Genomic DNA, 16,349 nt, shown 5'->3' with positions numbered 1-16,349 from the left:
CATGTCCGTCAACCACCGCCGCCACCTGCGCGTTAAATTCCCAGCGCACAAAACCCTGTAAAATAGGGCCGGTAGACGCAGCTTAACTGGAGAAGATGATGAAACGCAGTGTGATGATGGTGGGTGTACTGGTCGCTTCGGGGTTTGCATCGCAGGCGGCGATGGCCGATGCCGGACTGGATCTGGCCAAGGCGAAAAATTGCATGGCTTGCCACGCTGTCGCCACCAAGCTGGTCGGTCCTGCCTACAAGGACGTGGCTGCCAAGTACGCGGGCCAGAAGGACGTGGAAGCCAAGCTGGTCACCAAGGTGATCAAGGGCGGTTCGGGCACCTGGGGCGCGATCCCGATGCCGGCCAATCCGCAGGTCAACGAAGCCGAAGCCAAAACGCTGGTCAAATGGGTGCTGTCGCAAAAATGACCGCCGTTACCCCGTTCTAGAACAAAAACGCGCCCGAGGGCGCGTTTTGTTTATCGGCGTGCTGCTGATTACTTCACCACTTCCACCTTGGTCTTCTTGCCATCGGTGTAGGTGAACAGGGTCATCGCGCCATCCTTGATGTCGCCGTTCTGGTCGAACGAGATCAGGCCCGTCACGCCCTGGTACTTGATCTTCTGCAGGAAGGGCAGGTACTTGGCCGGCTGCGCCGATTTGGCTTCCTGCATGGCAGTGGCCATGGTCATCACGGCGTCGTACACATAGGGCGCGTAGATCTGCACGTTGGCGTTGTACTTCTGCTTGAAGCGGGCGACGAAGTCGTCCATGGCCTTTTGCTGTTCTGCGGTGACGCCGCCCGCTTCGGCGCAGTAAACCACGCCGTTGGCAGCCGCCGTGCCGGCCAGGCGCGGCAGCGCTTCCGTGCACATGCCGTCACCGCCCATGTACTTGGCGTTGATGCCCAGCGCCTTCATCTGACGCAGCAGCGGGCCGCCGACCGAGTCCATGCCGCCGAAGAACACCAGGTCCGGATTCTTGCCCTTGATCGAGGTGAGGATGGCGTTGAAGTCGGTGGCCTTGTCGGTGGTGAATTCCTTGGCGACGATCTGCACGCCAGGCGAGGCCTTCTTGGCGCCCTTGACGAATTCGTTCGCCACGCCCTGGCCATAAGCAGTGCGGTCGTCGATCACGGCGATTTTTTTCGCGCCGAGCTTGCCGACGGCGTAAGCGCCGAGGGTGCCGCCGAGCTTGGCGTCGTTGGCCACCACGCGGAACGCCGACTTGAAACCTTGCTGGGTGTACTTGGTCTGGGTGGTGGCAGGGGAGATTTGCGGAATGCCGGCGTCGTAGTAAATCTTGGAGGCGGGGATCGAGGTGCCCGAATTGAGGTGGCCGATCACGCCGTTGACCTTGGCATCGACGAGCTTTTGCGCCACCGCCGTGCCCTGCTTGGGATCGGCGCCGTCGTCCTCGGCCACCAGTACGAACTTGACCGGCTTGCCGTCGATCTTGATACCCTTGGCGTTCAGATCCTCGATTGCCATCTTGGCGCTGTTTTCATTTTCCTTGCCCAGGTGCGCCGATGGACCCGAGACCGGGCCGACGTGGGCGATCTTGATCACTTCCTGGGCGCTGGCGCTGCCTGCGCCGGCAAACGCCAGGGCGATGGCAAGCGGAATGAATTTTGTAGTGAACTGCATCGTCTTCTCCAAAAGTGGTGGTCAACGGGGTCTCGTGAACGCCGCAGGTTTTTCTGCAAGGCCAAAAGGTACAACACTTTGGAGACCGCGCAAAGCAGCAATCGCGATTAAAACGTGATCGAAACACGATTGTTGCCTGTGTTGACGCGGGGCTTGCCGCGCTGGTGCGCGCATGCCCGCCAGCGGTGCGGTGCGCGCACCACGACAGGGCGGTGCGCGACCGCGGATGGAGGGAGAGAACGGGCCGATTACTTTTTCTGCGCCTGCAGGTGCACCAGTTCCTGCGAGACGGCGCGCGCGACGATCTTTTCGATGGTGTCGTGCAGGCCGCTGCGGATGTCGTTGGTCAGGCCCTGCACCGCGTGCGTGAGCACGTCGGCCATGCAGTCCCTGATGCGCTGCTCGAGCACGAAGTCGACGCGCGATTGCAGCTTGTGCACGATGCGTTCGGCCAGGCGCTGCTCCATCAGCGCCCAGTCGGCGCCGGACCAGTGCGCGAGCGCGTGCGCTTCGAGCGCGGTGGCGGACTCGGCTTTGGTGGGACCGCCAATGTCGGTGGCGACGGGGAGCGGGTCTGCGCCGGGTTCTGTCGCCAGCACCTCGGTCAGCACGGGAATGCTGTGATCAAAGTTTGCGTTCATGATTTTCCTGCGACAAAGTGAGTGAGCGGATACGCTTGCTGCTTGTACGCGACATAGCGCTTGCGGCCGGCAGCGGCATCCTGCTCGTCCGAGGAAATCACTTCGATCATGCGCTCGAATCGGTCCACGCAGGCAGGCGTACGGCGCGACAGATTCACCAATAACTCGGTATGCGGCAACTGCGCCGCATCGCTGTCGGTGAGGATGATGGCGGTCTGCCCGGCCAGTGCATCGCCGGCCGGCACGTGCGGCAGGAAATCGGTGGCGGAAAACGTCCACATGGCGGCGTCGAGTTCGGCCAGCTGCTGCGCATCGTCGGTCAGCACCACGATGCGATGGTTGGCGCCGAACGCCTTGCGCGCCAGGCGGCAGGCGTAGGCGACCTTGTCGGGGATGTTGGTGTGGAAGTCGATGCGCGTCATGGCCGCTCCGCTCAAGCCGCCATGCCGCTGTGACGCAGCAGGGCGTCGATGCTCGGCTCGCGGCCGCGGAAGGCGGTAAACGATTCGAGCGCCGGGCGCGAGCCGCCGACCGACAGAATTTCGCGCAGGTAGCGCTGGCCCGCCTCGGTGGTGGCGGCCGGCCCCAGCGCCTTGGCTTCCTCGAAGGCGGCGTACGCATCGGCCGACAGCACTTCGGCCCACTTATAGCTGTAGTAGCCGGCCGCGTAACCGCCGGAGAAGATGTGGCCGAACGCATTCTGGAAGCGGTTGAAGGCCGGCGGCACCACCAGCGAAAACCTGGCGCGCACGCGGTCGATCAGCTGCTGCACGGTCTGGCCGCTGGCCGCATCGTAATCGTAGTGCAGGTGCATGTCGAGCAGCGAGAATTCCACCTGGCGCAGCGTCTGCAGACCGGACTGGAAGTTCTTGGCGGCGAGCATCTTGTCGAACAGCGCGCGCGGCAGCGGTTCGCCAGTGCGCGCGTGGGCGGTCATGTGCTCGAGCACGTCCCACTCCCAGCAGAAGTTTTCCATGAACTGCGATGGCAGTTCCACCGCGTCCCACTCGACGCCGGCGATGCCGGAGACGGCCAGCTCGTCGACCTGGGTCAGCATGTGGTGCAGGCCGTGACCGAATTCGTGGAACAGCGTGATCACTTCGTCGTGGGTAAACAGCGACGGCTGGGCCACGCCATCGACCACGGCCGGTTCGGTGAAGTTGCAGGTCAGGTAGGCGACCGGCGTCTGCACGCTGTGGGCGGTGGCGCGGCGGCCGCGCGCGTCGTCCATCCAGGCGCCGCCGCTCTTGCCGGCGCGCGCGTACAGGTCGAGGTAGAACTGGCCGATCAGCACGCCGTCGCGCTCGATGCTGTAGAAGCGCACATCCTTGTGCCACACGGGCGCGACGTCGGGCTTGATCTCGACCGCGAACAGTTGCCGGATCTGGCGGAACAGGCCGTCGATCACCTTGTGCTCGGGGAAGTACTGTTTGACTTCCTGGGCCGAGAACGCATAGCGGCGTTCCTGCAGCTTTTCGGACGCGTACGGCATGTCCCAGGCCTGCAGGTCGGCGATGCCCAGCTCGTCCCGGGCGAACTGTTTGAGTTCGTCGAGGTCCTGTTGCGCGAACGGACGGGCGCGCTGCGCCAGGTCTTCGAGGAAGCCGATCACGTGTTCGGGCGACTGCGCCATCTTCGGCACCAGCGACACTTCGGCAAAGTTCCTGTAGCCGAGCAGCTTGGCTTCCTCGTCGCGCAGGCGCAGCAGGGTGACGATGTTTTGCGTGTTGTCCCACTCGTCCTTCTTGCTGAACATGTCGCCCTGGTCCGAAGCCTTGGTGGCGTTGGCGCGGTAGACGGTCTCGCGCAGCGCGCGGTTGTCGGCAAACTGCAGGATCGGGTAGTAGGACGGGAAATGCAGCGAGAACTGCCAGCCCTGCTTGCCGTCCTTGGTGGCGGCGGCATGCGCGGCTGCTTTCACATCGTCGGGCAGGCCGGCCAGTTCCGCTTCATCGGTCACCAGCAGCTTGTAGTCGTTGGTGGCATCAAGCACGTTTTCCGAGAAGCGCGTGGAGACGGCCGCCTGTTCTTCCTGGATCGCCGCGAAGCGCGCTTTTTTGTCGGCCGGCAGTTCGGCGCCGCCCATGCGGAAGTCGCGGATGGCGTTGTCGACAATGCGCTGGCGCGCCGGCGACAGGCTGGCAAAGCCGTCCGATGCGCGCAGCGCCTTGTACTTGGCAAACAGCGCTTCGTTCTGCGACAGCTCGGTCCAGAACTCGGTGACCTTGGGCTGGTTGTCATTGTAGGCGGCGCGCAGCTCGGGCGTATCGACCACGCTGTTGAGGTGGCTGACGATGCCCCAGGCGCGGCCCAGCAGCTCGGTGGCGTTTTCCAGCGGCGTGACGAAACTGTCCCAGGTCACGTCGTCCTGCGGCGCTGCGAGCTGCTGCACCACGGTGCGCGAGCGGGCCAGCAGGTGGTCGATGGCGGGGGTGACGTGCTCGGCCAGGATGGCGTCGAAACGCGGCAGGCCGGAAAAGTCGAGGAGGGGATTGCTTGCGTCTGTGGTCATGTCGGTTCCAAAACAAGTTGGATTCCCGCCTGCGCGGGAATGACGGCTCAGGGCCGGCGAATTCAACTCAGTCATCCCCGCGCAGGCGGGGATCGAACGAATACGGTTACGCGCGCTCGGCAGCTTCCACCGTATTCATCAGCAACATCGTGATCGTCATCGGGCCGACGCCGCCCGGCACCGGGGTGATGTGCGACGCCACTTCCCGCACGCCGGCAAAATCGACGTCGCCGCACAGCTTGCCTTCGTCGTTGCGGTTCATGCCGACGTCGATCACGATGGCGCCCGGCTTGACCATGTCGGCAGTCAGCACGTTGCGGCGGCCGACTGCCGCGACCACGACATCGGCCTGGCGCGTGTACACGCCCAGGTCCGGGGTCGCACTGTGGCAGATGGTGACGGTGGCGTTGGCCTGCAAGAGCAGCAGACCCATCGGCTTGCCGACGGTGTTGCTGCGGCCGATCACCACCGCGTGCTTGCCTTTCAGGTCGACGCCGGTGCTCTCGATCAGCTTCATGCAGCCGTACGGCGTGCACGGACGGAAGCCTGCCAGGCCCGTCATCAGCTCGCCGGCGCTCAGCACCGAGTAGCCATCGACATCCTTGGTGGTGGCGATCGCCTCGATCACCTTGTGCGGGTTGATGTGCTTGGGCAGCGGCATCTGCACCAGGATGCCGTGGATCTTCGGATCGGCGTTCAGGGCTGCGATCCGTTCGAGCAGCGCCGCTTCGGTCAGGTCGGCCGGGTATTGCTCCTTGAGCGAATAGAAACCGGCCTCCTCGCACCCCTTGACCTTGTTGCGCACGTACACATGGCTGGCCGGATCGTCGCCGACCAGGATCACGGCCAGGCCGGGTTGTTTGCCTTGCGCGGTCAGCGCGGCAGCACGTGCAGCAATTTCCGCGCGCAGTTTTTGGGAAAGGGCGATTCCGTCGATCAGTTGAGCAGCCATGATTTAACCAGGTGAAAGGGAGTGGGAGAGGGAAGCACGATTATAAGCGCTAACGCCCGCCGCCCCGCGATTTCCGGGCGCCCGCGATGCTGCAGCGCACAAGATTTTCATAGGGAAATCTCATAATATGAAATGCCTTATCATAGTTTGGAAAAGCAAAAAATCACTGTTAGAATCCCCACACGTCATAGAAGTATTGGTAAATAATCAGCGTTCCACTGGCCCGACATCGGTATCATCCGGGCACCTTCAACTCAGGAGACTTAACACATGTCAGATCACATCGACCAGGTTGCGGCAAGCACCGACCCTGATTCGCAAGAAACCAAAGAATGGTTGGATTCCCTGGCCTCGGTCCTCGAACAAGAAGGTCCTGACCGTGCCCACTACCTGCTCGAACGCCTGATCGACCTGGCCCGCCAGAGCGGTTCGGACATCCCGTTCTCCGCCAACACCGCCTACGTCAACACCATCCCTGCCGACCAGGAGCAACGCTGCCCCGGCAACCTCGAATACGAAGAAAAACTGCGCTCGTGGATGCGCTGGAACGCGATGGCGATGGTCGTCAAGGCCAACCGCTTCGACGGCGACCTCGGTGGCCACCTGTCCTCGTTCGCCTCGCTGGCCAACATGCTGGGCATCGGCTTCAACCACTTCTGGAAAGCGCCGAGCGAGAACCACGGCGGCGACCTGCTGTACATCCAGGGCCACTCGTCGCCGGGCGTGTACGCGCGCGCCTTCCTCGAAGGCCGCCTGACCGAAGACCAGCTGCTGCACTTCCGCCGCGAAGTCGACGGCAAGGGCCTGTCGTCGTACCCGCACCCGAAACTGATGCCGAACTTCTGGCAGTTCCCGACCGTGTCGATGGGCCTGGGCCCGCTGATGGCGATCTACCAGGCGCGCTTCCTGAAGTACCTGCACGCGCGCTCGATCGCCGACACCACCGACCGCAAGGTCTGGGCCTTCTGCGGCGACGGCGAGATGGACGAGCCGGAATCGCTGGGCGCGATCGGCATGGCTTCGCGCGAAAAGCTCGACAACCTGGTCATCGTGGTCAACTGCAACCTGCAGCGCCTCGACGGCCCGGTGCGCGGCAACGGCAAGATCATCCAGGAACTCGAAGGCGAATTCCGTGGCGCCGGCTGGAACGTGGTCAAGGTGGTGTGGGGCCCGGGCTGGGACGCGCTGCTGGCCAAGGACAAGGAAGGCATCCTGCGCAAGGTGATGATGGACACCGTGGACGGTGAATACCAGAACTACAAGGCCAAGGATGGCGCCTACGTGCGCAAGCACTTCTTCGGCAAGCATCCGAAGCTGCTGGAGATGGTTGCCAACATGACCGACGACGACATCTGGCGCCTGACTCGCGGCGGCCACGATCCGCACAAGATCTACGCCGCCTTCAAGGTCGCCCAGGAACACAAGGGTCAACCGACCGTGCTGCTGGTGAAGACCATCAAGGGCTTCGGCATGGGCAAGCACGGCGAAGCGCGCAACACCGCGCACAATACCAAGAAGCTGACCGACGAAGCCGTGCGCGAAATGCGCGACCGCTACTCGATCCCGATCCCGGACGACAAGCTGGCCGATATCCCGTTCTACAAGCCGGCCGACGACGCCCCGGAAATCAAGTACCTGCACGAGCGCCGCGCGGCGCTGGGCGGCTACCTGCCGGCGCGCCGCATGCAGGCCGATGAAAAACTGACGGTGCCGCCGCTGTCGGCCTTCCAGAACGTGCTCGACGCCACCGCCGAAGGCCGCGAAGTGTCGTCCACCCAGGCTTACGTGCGCATCCTGACCACGCTGCTGAAAGACCAGAGCGTCGGCGCCCGCATCGTGCCGGTGCTGGTCGACGAATCGCGCACCTTCGGCATGGAAGGCCTGTTCCGCCAGGTCGGCATCTTCAACCAGCAGGGCCAGTTGTACGAGCCGGTCGACAAGGACCAGGTGATGTACTACCGCGAAGACAAGGCCGGCCAGATCCTGCAAGAGGGCATCAACGAAGCGGGCGGCATGAGCTCGTGGATCGCTGCGGCGACCTCGTACTCGACCAACAACCGCGTGATGATCCCGTTCTACACGTACTACTCGATGTTCGGCATGCAGCGCATCGGCGACCTGGTATGGGCTGCCGCCGACATGCGCGCGCGCGGCTTCCTGATGGGCGGCACCGCCGGCCGCACCACGCTCAACGGCGAAGGCCTGCAGCACGAAGATGGCCACAGCCACCTGTTTGCCGCTGCGGTACCGAACTGCATGCCGTACGACCCGACCTTCGGTCACGAGCTGGCCGTCATCATCCAGGACGGCATGCGCCGCATGGTGGAAGAACAGGAAGACGTGTTCTACTACATCACCATCATGAACGAGAACTACCCGCACCCTGGCATCAAGCCGGGGCAGGAAGAGGGCATCCTGAAAGGCCTGTACCTGCTGCAGAAGGGCGACGAGTCGCTGCAGCAGCGCGTCCAGCTGATGGGTTCCGGTACCATCCTGCGCGAGTCGATCGCGGCGCAGGAACTGCTGAAAAACGACTGGAACATCGCGGCCGACGTCTGGTCCGCACCGTCGCTGACCCTGGTGGCGCGCGATGGCCAGGATGCCGAACGCTGGAACCTGGTCAACCCGACCAAGGAACAGCGCGTACCGTACGTGGCGCAGCTGATGAAGGACACCACCGGTCCTATCGTTGCCACCACCGACTACATGCGTGCGTTTGCGGAACAGATCCGCGCCTTCATTCCGAAGGACCGTACCTACCGCGTACTGGGCACCGACGGTTTCGGCCGTTCGGACAGCCGCGTCAAGCTGCGCGAATTCTTCGAGGTGAACCGTTACTACATCACGGTCGCCGCACTGAAATCGCTGGCCGAAGAGGGCAAGCTGGACGTGTCCGTGGTTGAACAGGCAGTGGCCAAGTACAACCTCGATCCGAACAAGCCTAACCCGGTGACTCAATAACAGGGTACTCGAACAACCTACTGCGCGACTTGCCATCGCCTCTCCGTTGCTCAGCGTACCGCCGTACGCTTCCGCTACTCGAGACGATGACAAGCCGCTCGCTACGGTTGTACGAGCCCCCTGACACTAAACAGAATACGGAGCAAACGCTATGAGCATTGTGGAAGTCAAAGTCCCGGATATCGGCGACTTCAAGGAAGTGGAAGTCATCGAGGTGATGGTCAAGGTCGGCGACACCATCAAGGTGGACCAGTCGCTGGTGACGGTCGAATCGGACAAGGCCAGCATGGAAATTCCATCGTCGGCGGCCGGCGTGATCAAGGAAATCAAGGTCAAGGTCGGCGACAAGATCGCCGAAGGCGGCCTGCTGTTGCTGCTCGAAGGCGAAGACGCTGCGGCGGCGGCACCTGCTGCTGCAGCCCCTGCGGCTGCTGCACCGGCACCGGCGCCCGCCGCTGCTGCTGCTCCGGCACCAGCTGCTGCCCCGGCAGCAGCGGCCGGTCCGGTCGAGATCAAGGTGCCGGACATCGGCGACTTCAAGGAAGTGGAAGTGATCGAGGTGATGGTCAAGGTCGGCGACACCATCAAGGTGGACCAGTCGCTGCTGACCGTGGAATCGGACAAGGCCAGCATGGAAATCCCGTCGTCGCACGCCGGCGTGGTCAAGGAAGTCAAGGTCAAGGTCGGCGACAAGGTGGCTATGGGCTCGATCGTGTTCGTGGTCGAGGCAGCGGGCGGCGCTGCCGCACCTGCCCCCGCCGCTGCGCCTGCATCGGCTTCCGCTGCTGCTGCTCCCGCTGCGGCACCGGCGCCGGCGCCGAGCGCCACCCCTGCGGCAGCGCCTGCACCTGCAGCCGCTGCCCCGACCGCATCGCAAGGCTCGGTCCAGACCGGCAAGCTGGCGCACGCCTCGCCGTCGATCCGCAAGTTCGCGCGCGAACTGGGCGTGGACCTGGGCAAGGTGCCCGGCTCCGGTCCGAAAGGCCGCATCACCCAGGCCGACGTGCAGAACTTCGTCAAGGGCGTGATGGCCGGCACCACGGCAGCACCTGCCGGCGCCGCCGCGTCGAACGCCGGTGGCGGCAACTTCAACGTGCTGCCATGGCCGTCGCTCGATTTTTCCAAGTTCGGCCCGACCGAGCTGCAGCCGCTGTCGCGCATCAAGAAGATCAGCGGTCCGAACCTGCACCGCAACTGGGTGCAGATCCCGCACGTCACGCAGTTCGACGAAGCGGACGTCACCGACCTGGAAGCCTTCCGCGTCGAGACCAACAACGCCAACGCCAAGAACAAGGATGCCGCCAAGCTGACCATGCTGGCCTTCGTGATCAAGGCGTCGGTGGCCGCGCTGAAGAAATTCCCGTCGTTTAATGCGTCGCTCGACGCCAAGGGCGAGAACCTGATCCTCAAGCAGTACTACAACATCGGCTTCGCGGCGGACACGCCGAACGGCCTGGTGGTCCCGGTGATCAAGAATGCCGACCAGAAATCGGTATCGCAGATCGCCCGCGAAATGACGGAGCTGTCGCTGCAGGCGCGCGAAGGCAAACTCAAGCCGGCCGACATGCAGGGCGCGAGCTTCACCATTTCGTCGCTGGGCGGCATCGGCGGCACGCACTTCACGCCGATCGTCAATGCGCCGGAAGTGGCGATCCTGGGCCTGTCGAAAGCCTCGATCAAGCCGGTATGGGACGGCAAGGCCTTCCAGCCACGCCTGATGATGGGTACCTCGCTGTCGTACGACCACCGCGTGGTGGACGGCGCCATGGGCGCCCGCTTCTCCGTGTACCTGAGCGAAGTGCTCGGCGACATGCGCAAAATTCTGCTGTAAGGAGCGACTATGAGCACAGAAGTGAAAGTGCCGAATATCGGCGACTTCGCAGAAGTCGAAGTAATCGAAGTGATGGTCAAGATCGGCGACACCATCAAGGTGGACCAGTCGCTGATCACCGTGGAATCGGACAAGGCGTCGATGGAAGTGCCGTCGTCGCACGCCGGCGTGGTCAAGCAGGTGCTGGTCAAGGTGGGCGACAAGGTCAAGGAAGGCGTGCCGATGCTGGTGGTCGATGCCGCTGACGGCGCCGCTGCTGCACCTGCCGCATCGTCCGCAGCCGCACCTGCCCCTGCTGCAGCGCCGGCGCCGGCCGCTGCGGCGGCCCCCGTGGCGGCAGCGCAGTCGCCGGCCCCGGTCGGCGGCAGCTACAGCGGCCAGGTCGATATCGATTGCGACATGATGGTCCTGGGCGGTGGTCCCGGCGGCTACTCGGCAGCGTTCCGCGCGGCCGACCTGGGCCTGAACACCGTGATCGTCGAGCGCTACGCCACGCTGGGCGGCGTGTGCCTGAACGTCGGCTGCATTCCATCGAAAGCCTTGCTGCACGTGGCTGCCGTCATCGACGAAACCGAGCACATGTCCAAGACCGGCGTCACCTTCGCCAAACCGCAGATCGACATCGACCAGGTGCGCGCGTACAAGGAAGGCGTGATCAAGAACATGACCGGCGGCCTGGCCGGCATGGCCAAGGCGCGCAAGACCCAGATCGTCACCGGCGTCGGCCAGTTCCTGAGCGCCAACCACATCGAAGTGACGGCCGCCGACGGCACCAAGAAAGTGGTGCAGTTCAAGCAGGCCATCATCGCTGCCGGTTCGTCGGTGGTGAAGCTGCCGTTCGTGCCGGAAGACCCGCGCATCGTCGATTCGACCGGCGCGCTGGAACTGCGCCAGATCCCGAAACGCATGCTGGTCATCGGCGGCGGCATCATCGGCCTGGAAATGGCGACCGTGTACTCGACTTTTGGTGCACGCATCGACGTGGTCGAAATGATGGACGGCCTGATGCAGGGCGCCGACCGCGACGCGGTCAAGGTCTGGCAGAAGTTCAACGAGAAGCGCTTCGACAACATCATGACCAAGACCAAGACGGTCGGCGTGGAAGCGCTGCCCGAAGGGATCAAGGTCACGTTCGAAGCGGCCGAAGCGGGCGCACCGGCGCCGGCGCCGCAGGTCTACGACCTGGTGCTGGTGGCCGTGGGCCGCAGCCCGAACGGCAAGAAGATCGCTGCCGACAAGGCCGGCGTGGTGGTGACCGACCGTGGCTTCATCCCGGTCGACAGCCAGATGCGCACCAACGTGCCGAACATCTTCGCCATCGGCGACCTGGTGGGCCAGCCGATGCTGGCGCACAAGGCCGTGCACGAAGGCCACGTGGCGGCGGAAGCGGCTGCCGGCCAGAAGTCGCACTTCGATGTGAAGGTGATTCCGTCGGTGGCCTACACCGATCCGGAAGTGGCATGGGCCGGCATCACCGAGGACGAAGCCAAGGCCAAGGGCATCAAGGTCGAGAAGGGCCACTTCCCGTGGGCCGCCTCGGGCCGCGCCGTGGCCAACGGCCGCGCCGAGGGCTTTACCAAGCTGCTGTTCGACGCTGAAACCCACCGCATCATCGGCGGCACCATCGTCGGCACCCACGCCGGCGACATGATCGGCGAGATCGCGCTGGCCATCGAAATGGGTTGCGACGGCACCGACATCGGCAAGACCATCCACCCGCACCCAACCCTGGGCGAGTCGATCGGCATGGCGGCCGAAGTGTACGAAGGTTCGTGCACCGACCTGCCGCCGCCGCGCAAAAAATAAGCGGTCCTGCCAGGATTGCCGCAGTGCCGTCCAGCGTGAGCTGGGCGGCATTTTTTTTATGCGGGACGGCGTGCCAGCAGCTGCGACAGCCGCTGCAGACTCGCGCGCAGCTGCCCACGGTCCCTGATGCTGCCCAGCGACACGCGGATCGCGTTGGCGCCGCCGCTGCCCGCGGCGAACGCGTCGGCCGGCATGACGGCAATGCCCTCGCTGGCGGCGGCTTGCGCCAGCTGCGCAGCATGCCAGTACGACGGCAACGCCAGCCAGACATGCAGGCCGTCGCCGCAGCCGCCATGGCGCCCCGCCAGGAGGTCGCGCGCCATCTGCTGGCGCAGGCGCGCCTCCTGGCGCACGCCCTGCATCAGGCGCTCGGCCGAGCCGTCGACGATCCACTGGGTGGCCAGCGCGGCCGTCAGCGGCGCAGCCATCAGCGCGAACGATCTGAGCGCGGCCAGCAAGCGTTCGCGCTCCTGCGGTGCGCGCAGCAGCACGAAGGCGACGCGCAGGCCGGGCGTCAGGCATTTCGACAGGGTCGAGATATAGACAATCTGGTCCGGTGCAAAGGTGGCCAGCGGTGGCGGCGGCGCTTCGGCCAGCAGCCAGTAGGGATCGTCCTCGACGATGCGCAGCTTGCAGCGCCGCGCAACGTCGGCAAGCGCCCGGCGCCGCTGTTCCGGCATGGTGACGGTGGTGGGGTTGTGCAGGGTCGGATTCAGGTACACCAGCGCCGGCCGGTGCTGGCGCCATGCTGCCTCGAGCAGCGCCGGCACCATCCCGTGCTGGTCCGCCTGCACCGCGACCACGCGCCGGCCCAGCTGCGCCGCTGCGGTCAGCAGGCCCGGATAACTGGCCGGCTCGGTCAGGATGACATCGCCCGGTGACGTCAGCACCAGGATCAGGGCGGCCAGCGCGGCTTGCGCCCCGGGGCAGACCAGCACCTGCTGCGCGTCCAGGGGGCCGACCATCGGCGCCAGCCAGCGGGCGCCGGCCGCGCGGTCGGCGTCGCTGCCGCCGCCCAGCTGGTACGTCATCAGCATCGCACTGTCCGTGCGCATCAGGACCTGCGCCACGCCCTGTTGCAGCAGGGCGTCGAAGTCCACGCCGGCCGGCGGCGGCGGGGTATTCATGCTCAGGTCGAGCACCGTGGTCAGGTCGACCTTTGGCGCCGCGACATAGGTGCCGCGTGCGCCGCGCCCCTCGAGCAGGTGCCGGCGCCTGGCCTCGTCGTAAGCGCGCGTGACCGTGGTCAGGTCGATGTTCAGCTGCGCCGCCAGCTGGCGCTGCGGCGGCAGCCTGTCGCCGGGCAGCAAGGCGCCGCTGCGCACCGCCGCCTGCAGCGCATCGGCAATCTGCAGGAAGCGCGGGCCGCCATGCGGCGCCAGGCGCGGCAGCCAGCCCGGCAAACAGTCGTCTTGCATGGCGCTTAACTGGGACATTTTGTCTCGATGTATGGAAATTGCTTTTGGGTAGTATGCTGCAGAACGGACGGCGCCGGATTGCCCGCGTGGGAGCCGCCGACGTTTTTACGGCACATGGTGCCAGTTAATTGTGCCAGCAACGGTCAGGAAATACGCGATATGGTGGATTGGATCCCGGTAGTCTTCTTTATATTCAAATTCCTCGTGCTCGGCACGGGCATGTTCTACGCCATCAAGTGGCACTACGATCAGGGTAAAAAGAAGGGCAAGGAAGAAGAGCGGCGCGCCGTGCTGCGCGCCAGCGTCAAGGTAGTCGTCGGATTTGTACTGACGCTGCTGGTGCTGACCTTCGTGACCTATATTCTTGCCAAGACGTTCGGGATGGACTTGAACATGAACTGGTGATGCAGCTTGCCTGTTGCGCGCTATTGCGTCGCAGGCTCGACCCGGACTCCCACCAGGATGCGGTCGCCGTCGATCTTCGTCTTCAGCAAGCAGTCGCGTCCCGTGGCCCGGCCCTGCCTGAGCGTGATGCCGTGGCCGAGCAGGGCGGTCAGGGCGCCTGCTGCCACGCCGGTGGCGCTGTCCTCCAGCGCCGGGTCGAGATGGTTGAAGTTACGGCCCTGGTAGCTGCCGTCATCGCCCTGGCAGTAGGCATAGATGCCGCTCACGCCTGCGGTCTTGCTCCAGGCGGCGATTGCCGTCAAGTCCGGAGCTAAACCATGCAAGGTGGCGGCATCGGCCACTTCCACCAGCAGCTTCGGACTGCCGACCGATGCCACGCGCGCTGGCGCCAACAACGCCAGGCCTGGCGCGGCCAGCAGCGCTGCGATCGCAGCGGGTGTGGGCGCCGCTTGCGAGACCGGCTGGCGTTCGAGGCTGACGTAGATCTCGCCATCAAGGCCCCGCACCAGCCCCAGCCGCTGCCCGTGCAGCGCAGTCATTACCGTCAGCTGGCTGGCAGCGCCGTGCTGCGTGAACAGGCGCTGGCCGACAGCCAGGGTCGCGTGCAGGCACAGCGGACTGCGCGCATGGGGATAGTAATAGTCGATACTGGCTGCGACCCCCGTTGCACCGGACGGATCGATCCACACGCAGGTGGTCTTGCGCGTATGTGCAAAAGCCTGGCGTGCTTCGGGATCTGACCGTTCGCCTTCGATCACGCTGGCCGGGTTGCCGCCGCCGGCATGGGCGCCGAAGCAGCGGAAGTCGTGGATCTGCATGGTGGTTTCAATCGGTTGACGGTGTATTGGCTGCTCCAGCGCAGGCGCGTGCCGTTCGGATGCGCTGCTGTATCGGATCGCGCATCGCCGGTTAGAGGATCAGCAAGCCGTCGGCCTCACCCGCTCCACCTCGAGCCCGAACCACGGCCGCAGCCGGGTGCCGAGCACATTGCCGGTGAAGGCGGCTACCAGCCACAGCCAGCCGTGCAGGCTGCCCGAAACGATGCCGCTGAAGTAGGCGCCGATGTTGCAGCCGTAGGCCAGGCGTGCGCCGTAGCCGAGCAGCAGGCCGCCCACCACGGCTGCTACCAGCGAGCGCAGCGGCACGCGCCAGACCGGCGCATAGCGCCCGGCCAGGGCTGCCGCGAGCATGGCGCCGAACACGATGCCGATGTCCATCACCGACGTCACGTCCGCGATCACCGGTGCGGTCAGCGTGGCGGCGTTGGCCGGCGCCGACCAGTAGGTCCAGCTGGCGACATCGATACCGGCCAGCGTGGCGGCCTTGGCGCCCCACAGCGCGAAGGCCGAGGTGACGCCCCACGGGCGGCCGGCCAGGGCCAGCGTGGCGAAATTGAGCAGCACCAGGGCGATGCCGCCGGCCACCAGCGGCCACGGGCCGTGCAGCCAGCGCGCGCTGTGGTCGGGCTGCACGTGGGCGGCGACCAGCTTGCCGTGGCGACGTTTTTCCACCGCCACGGTCACCGCCACGATCAGCGCGAACACCAGCCAGTTCAGGGCCAGCGCCGGCGCGAGGCCCAGCGACTTGACCAGCGAGACCGGCGCCAGTTGCGGCATCGAAGTCCAGAACGGCATGTGGGCAGTACCGATCAGCGAGCCGGCAATGAAAGCGAGCAGCGTGACGATCATGCGCGTGCTGCCGCCCCCCACCGTGTAGAGCGTGCCGGACGCACAGCCGCCGCCGAGCTGCATGCCGATGCCGAAGATGAAGGCACCGACCACCACCGAGGTGCCGACCGGCGCCACCAGCCCCTTGACCGGTTCGCCGAACAGCGAGCCAGCCGCCAGCGCCGGGAAGAACAGCGCCACGCCGACAGCGAGCATCACCATCTGCGCGCGCAATCCTTGGCCACGGCCGTCGGCGATGAACACCCGCCAGGCCGACGTGAAGCCGAACGCCGCGTGATACAGCGTCACGCCCAGCAGCGCGCCGACCACGTACAGCGCTGCCTGGCGCGGGCCGACCGCCTGGCCCAGGTAGCAGGCGCCAAGCACGATGATGGCCAGCGCCACCGAGAGGGCGCCGGGGTTGATCCGGGAAGGTGGGCGCCACGGCGCCGCGCTGGTGGGAGAGATGGTGGTGGACATGGTAATGACGAATAAAAGATCAGCCTTTATTTTCCGCTAT

At 65.0% G+C, this 16,349-nt stretch carries 13 protein-coding genes; 5 read left to right on the top strand and 8 right to left on the bottom strand.

Annotated elements, in window-relative coordinates; genetic code table 11:
• Positions 1-98: 98 nt before the first annotated feature.
• Entirely contained in the window at positions 99-419 is a 321-nt protein-coding gene (locus ASF61_RS15190) for a c-type cytochrome (protein ID WP_056157285.1), read from the top strand.
• Positions 420-487: 68 nt separating this feature from the next.
• Here ASF61_RS15190 and ASF61_RS15185 read toward each other — a convergent pair whose 3' ends face one another.
• The 5 genes from ASF61_RS15185 to folD all read right to left on the bottom strand — a co-directional run bounded on the left by ASF61_RS15185 (position 488) and on the right by folD (position 5,741).
• Positions 488-1,636: a branched-chain amino acid ABC transporter substrate-binding protein gene (locus ASF61_RS15185; protein ID WP_056157284.1), complete on the bottom strand. Its 1,149-nt coding sequence runs from the start codon at positions 1,634-1,636 to the stop codon at positions 488-490.
• A gap of 248 nt (positions 1,637-1,884) precedes the next feature.
• A complete protein-coding gene (locus ASF61_RS15180; protein ID WP_056157282.1) occupies positions 1,885-2,277 on the bottom strand; it encodes a hypothetical protein in 393 nt (130 codons plus the stop codon).
• Positions 2,274-2,699: a DNA polymerase III subunit chi gene (locus ASF61_RS15175; protein ID WP_056157279.1), complete on the bottom strand. Its 426-nt coding sequence runs from the start codon at positions 2,697-2,699 to the stop codon at positions 2,274-2,276. The genes ASF61_RS15180 and ASF61_RS15175 overlap by 4 nt, the downstream gene beginning before the upstream one ends.
• 11 nt (positions 2,700-2,710) lie before the next feature.
• Positions 2,711-4,789: a M3 family metallopeptidase gene (locus ASF61_RS15170; RefSeq protein ID WP_056157277.1), complete on the bottom strand. Its 2,079-nt coding sequence runs from the start codon at positions 4,787-4,789 to the stop codon at positions 2,711-2,713.
• Between the two features lie 106 nt (positions 4,790-4,895).
• Positions 4,896-5,741 (bottom strand): bifunctional methylenetetrahydrofolate dehydrogenase/methenyltetrahydrofolate cyclohydrolase FolD, encoded by an 846-nt coding sequence (gene folD / locus ASF61_RS15165; RefSeq protein ID WP_056157275.1) that lies wholly within the window; start codon positions 5,739-5,741, stop codon positions 4,896-4,898.
• Positions 5,742-6,011: 270 nt separating this feature from the next.
• Between folD and aceE the strand changes: the two genes are divergently transcribed.
• The 3 genes from aceE (at position 6,012) to lpdA (ending at position 12,339) form a co-directional block, all read left to right on the top strand.
• Positions 6,012-8,702: a pyruvate dehydrogenase (acetyl-transferring), homodimeric type gene (gene aceE, locus ASF61_RS15160; RefSeq protein WP_056157273.1), complete on the top strand. Its 2,691-nt coding sequence runs from the start codon at positions 6,012-6,014 to the stop codon at positions 8,700-8,702.
• A gap of 151 nt (positions 8,703-8,853) precedes the next feature.
• On the top strand, positions 8,854-10,533 hold the full coding sequence (aceF, locus tag ASF61_RS15155; RefSeq protein ID WP_056157271.1) for a dihydrolipoyllysine-residue acetyltransferase: 1,680 nt from the start codon (positions 8,854-8,856) through the stop codon (positions 10,531-10,533).
• A gap of 9 nt (positions 10,534-10,542) precedes the next feature.
• Positions 10,543-12,339: a dihydrolipoyl dehydrogenase gene (gene lpdA / locus ASF61_RS15150; protein WP_056157270.1), complete on the top strand. Its 1,797-nt coding sequence runs from the start codon at positions 10,543-10,545 to the stop codon at positions 12,337-12,339.
• A 56-nt stretch (positions 12,340-12,395) separates the two neighbouring features.
• Here lpdA and ASF61_RS15145 read toward each other — a convergent pair whose 3' ends face one another.
• On the bottom strand, positions 12,396-13,757 hold the full coding sequence (locus tag ASF61_RS15145) for a PLP-dependent aminotransferase family protein (RefSeq protein ID WP_056157268.1): 1,362 nt from the start codon (positions 13,755-13,757) through the stop codon (positions 12,396-12,398).
• Between the two features lie 159 nt (positions 13,758-13,916).
• Here ASF61_RS15145 and ASF61_RS15140 point away from each other — a divergent pair, with 159 nt between their 5' ends.
• Positions 13,917-14,162 (top strand): hypothetical protein, encoded by a 246-nt coding sequence (locus tag ASF61_RS15140; protein ID WP_056157266.1) that lies wholly within the window; start codon positions 13,917-13,919, stop codon positions 14,160-14,162.
• A 20-nt stretch (positions 14,163-14,182) separates the two neighbouring features.
• Here the strand turns inward: ASF61_RS15140 and ASF61_RS15135 are convergent, their stop codons facing one another.
• Both ASF61_RS15135 and ASF61_RS15130 read right to left on the bottom strand, forming a co-directional pair.
• Entirely contained in the window at positions 14,183-14,980 is a 798-nt protein-coding gene (locus ASF61_RS15135; RefSeq protein ID WP_056157264.1) for a PhzF family phenazine biosynthesis protein, read from the bottom strand.
• A gap of 99 nt (positions 14,981-15,079) precedes the next feature.
• On the bottom strand, positions 15,080-16,309 hold the full coding sequence (locus tag ASF61_RS15130; RefSeq protein ID WP_056157261.1) for a YeeE/YedE family protein: 1,230 nt from the start codon (positions 16,307-16,309) through the stop codon (positions 15,080-15,082).
• Between the last annotated feature and the right edge of the window lie 40 nt (positions 16,310-16,349).

Origin of the sequence: Duganella sp. Leaf126 (assembly GCF_001423125.1) — a bacterium.
In the GTDB taxonomy this organism is placed as follows: Bacteria; Pseudomonadota; Gammaproteobacteria; order Burkholderiales; family Burkholderiaceae_D; genus Rugamonas.
Note: the sequence above shows the minus strand (reverse complement) of the source record. Positions and strands in the feature narration are given on the sequence as shown.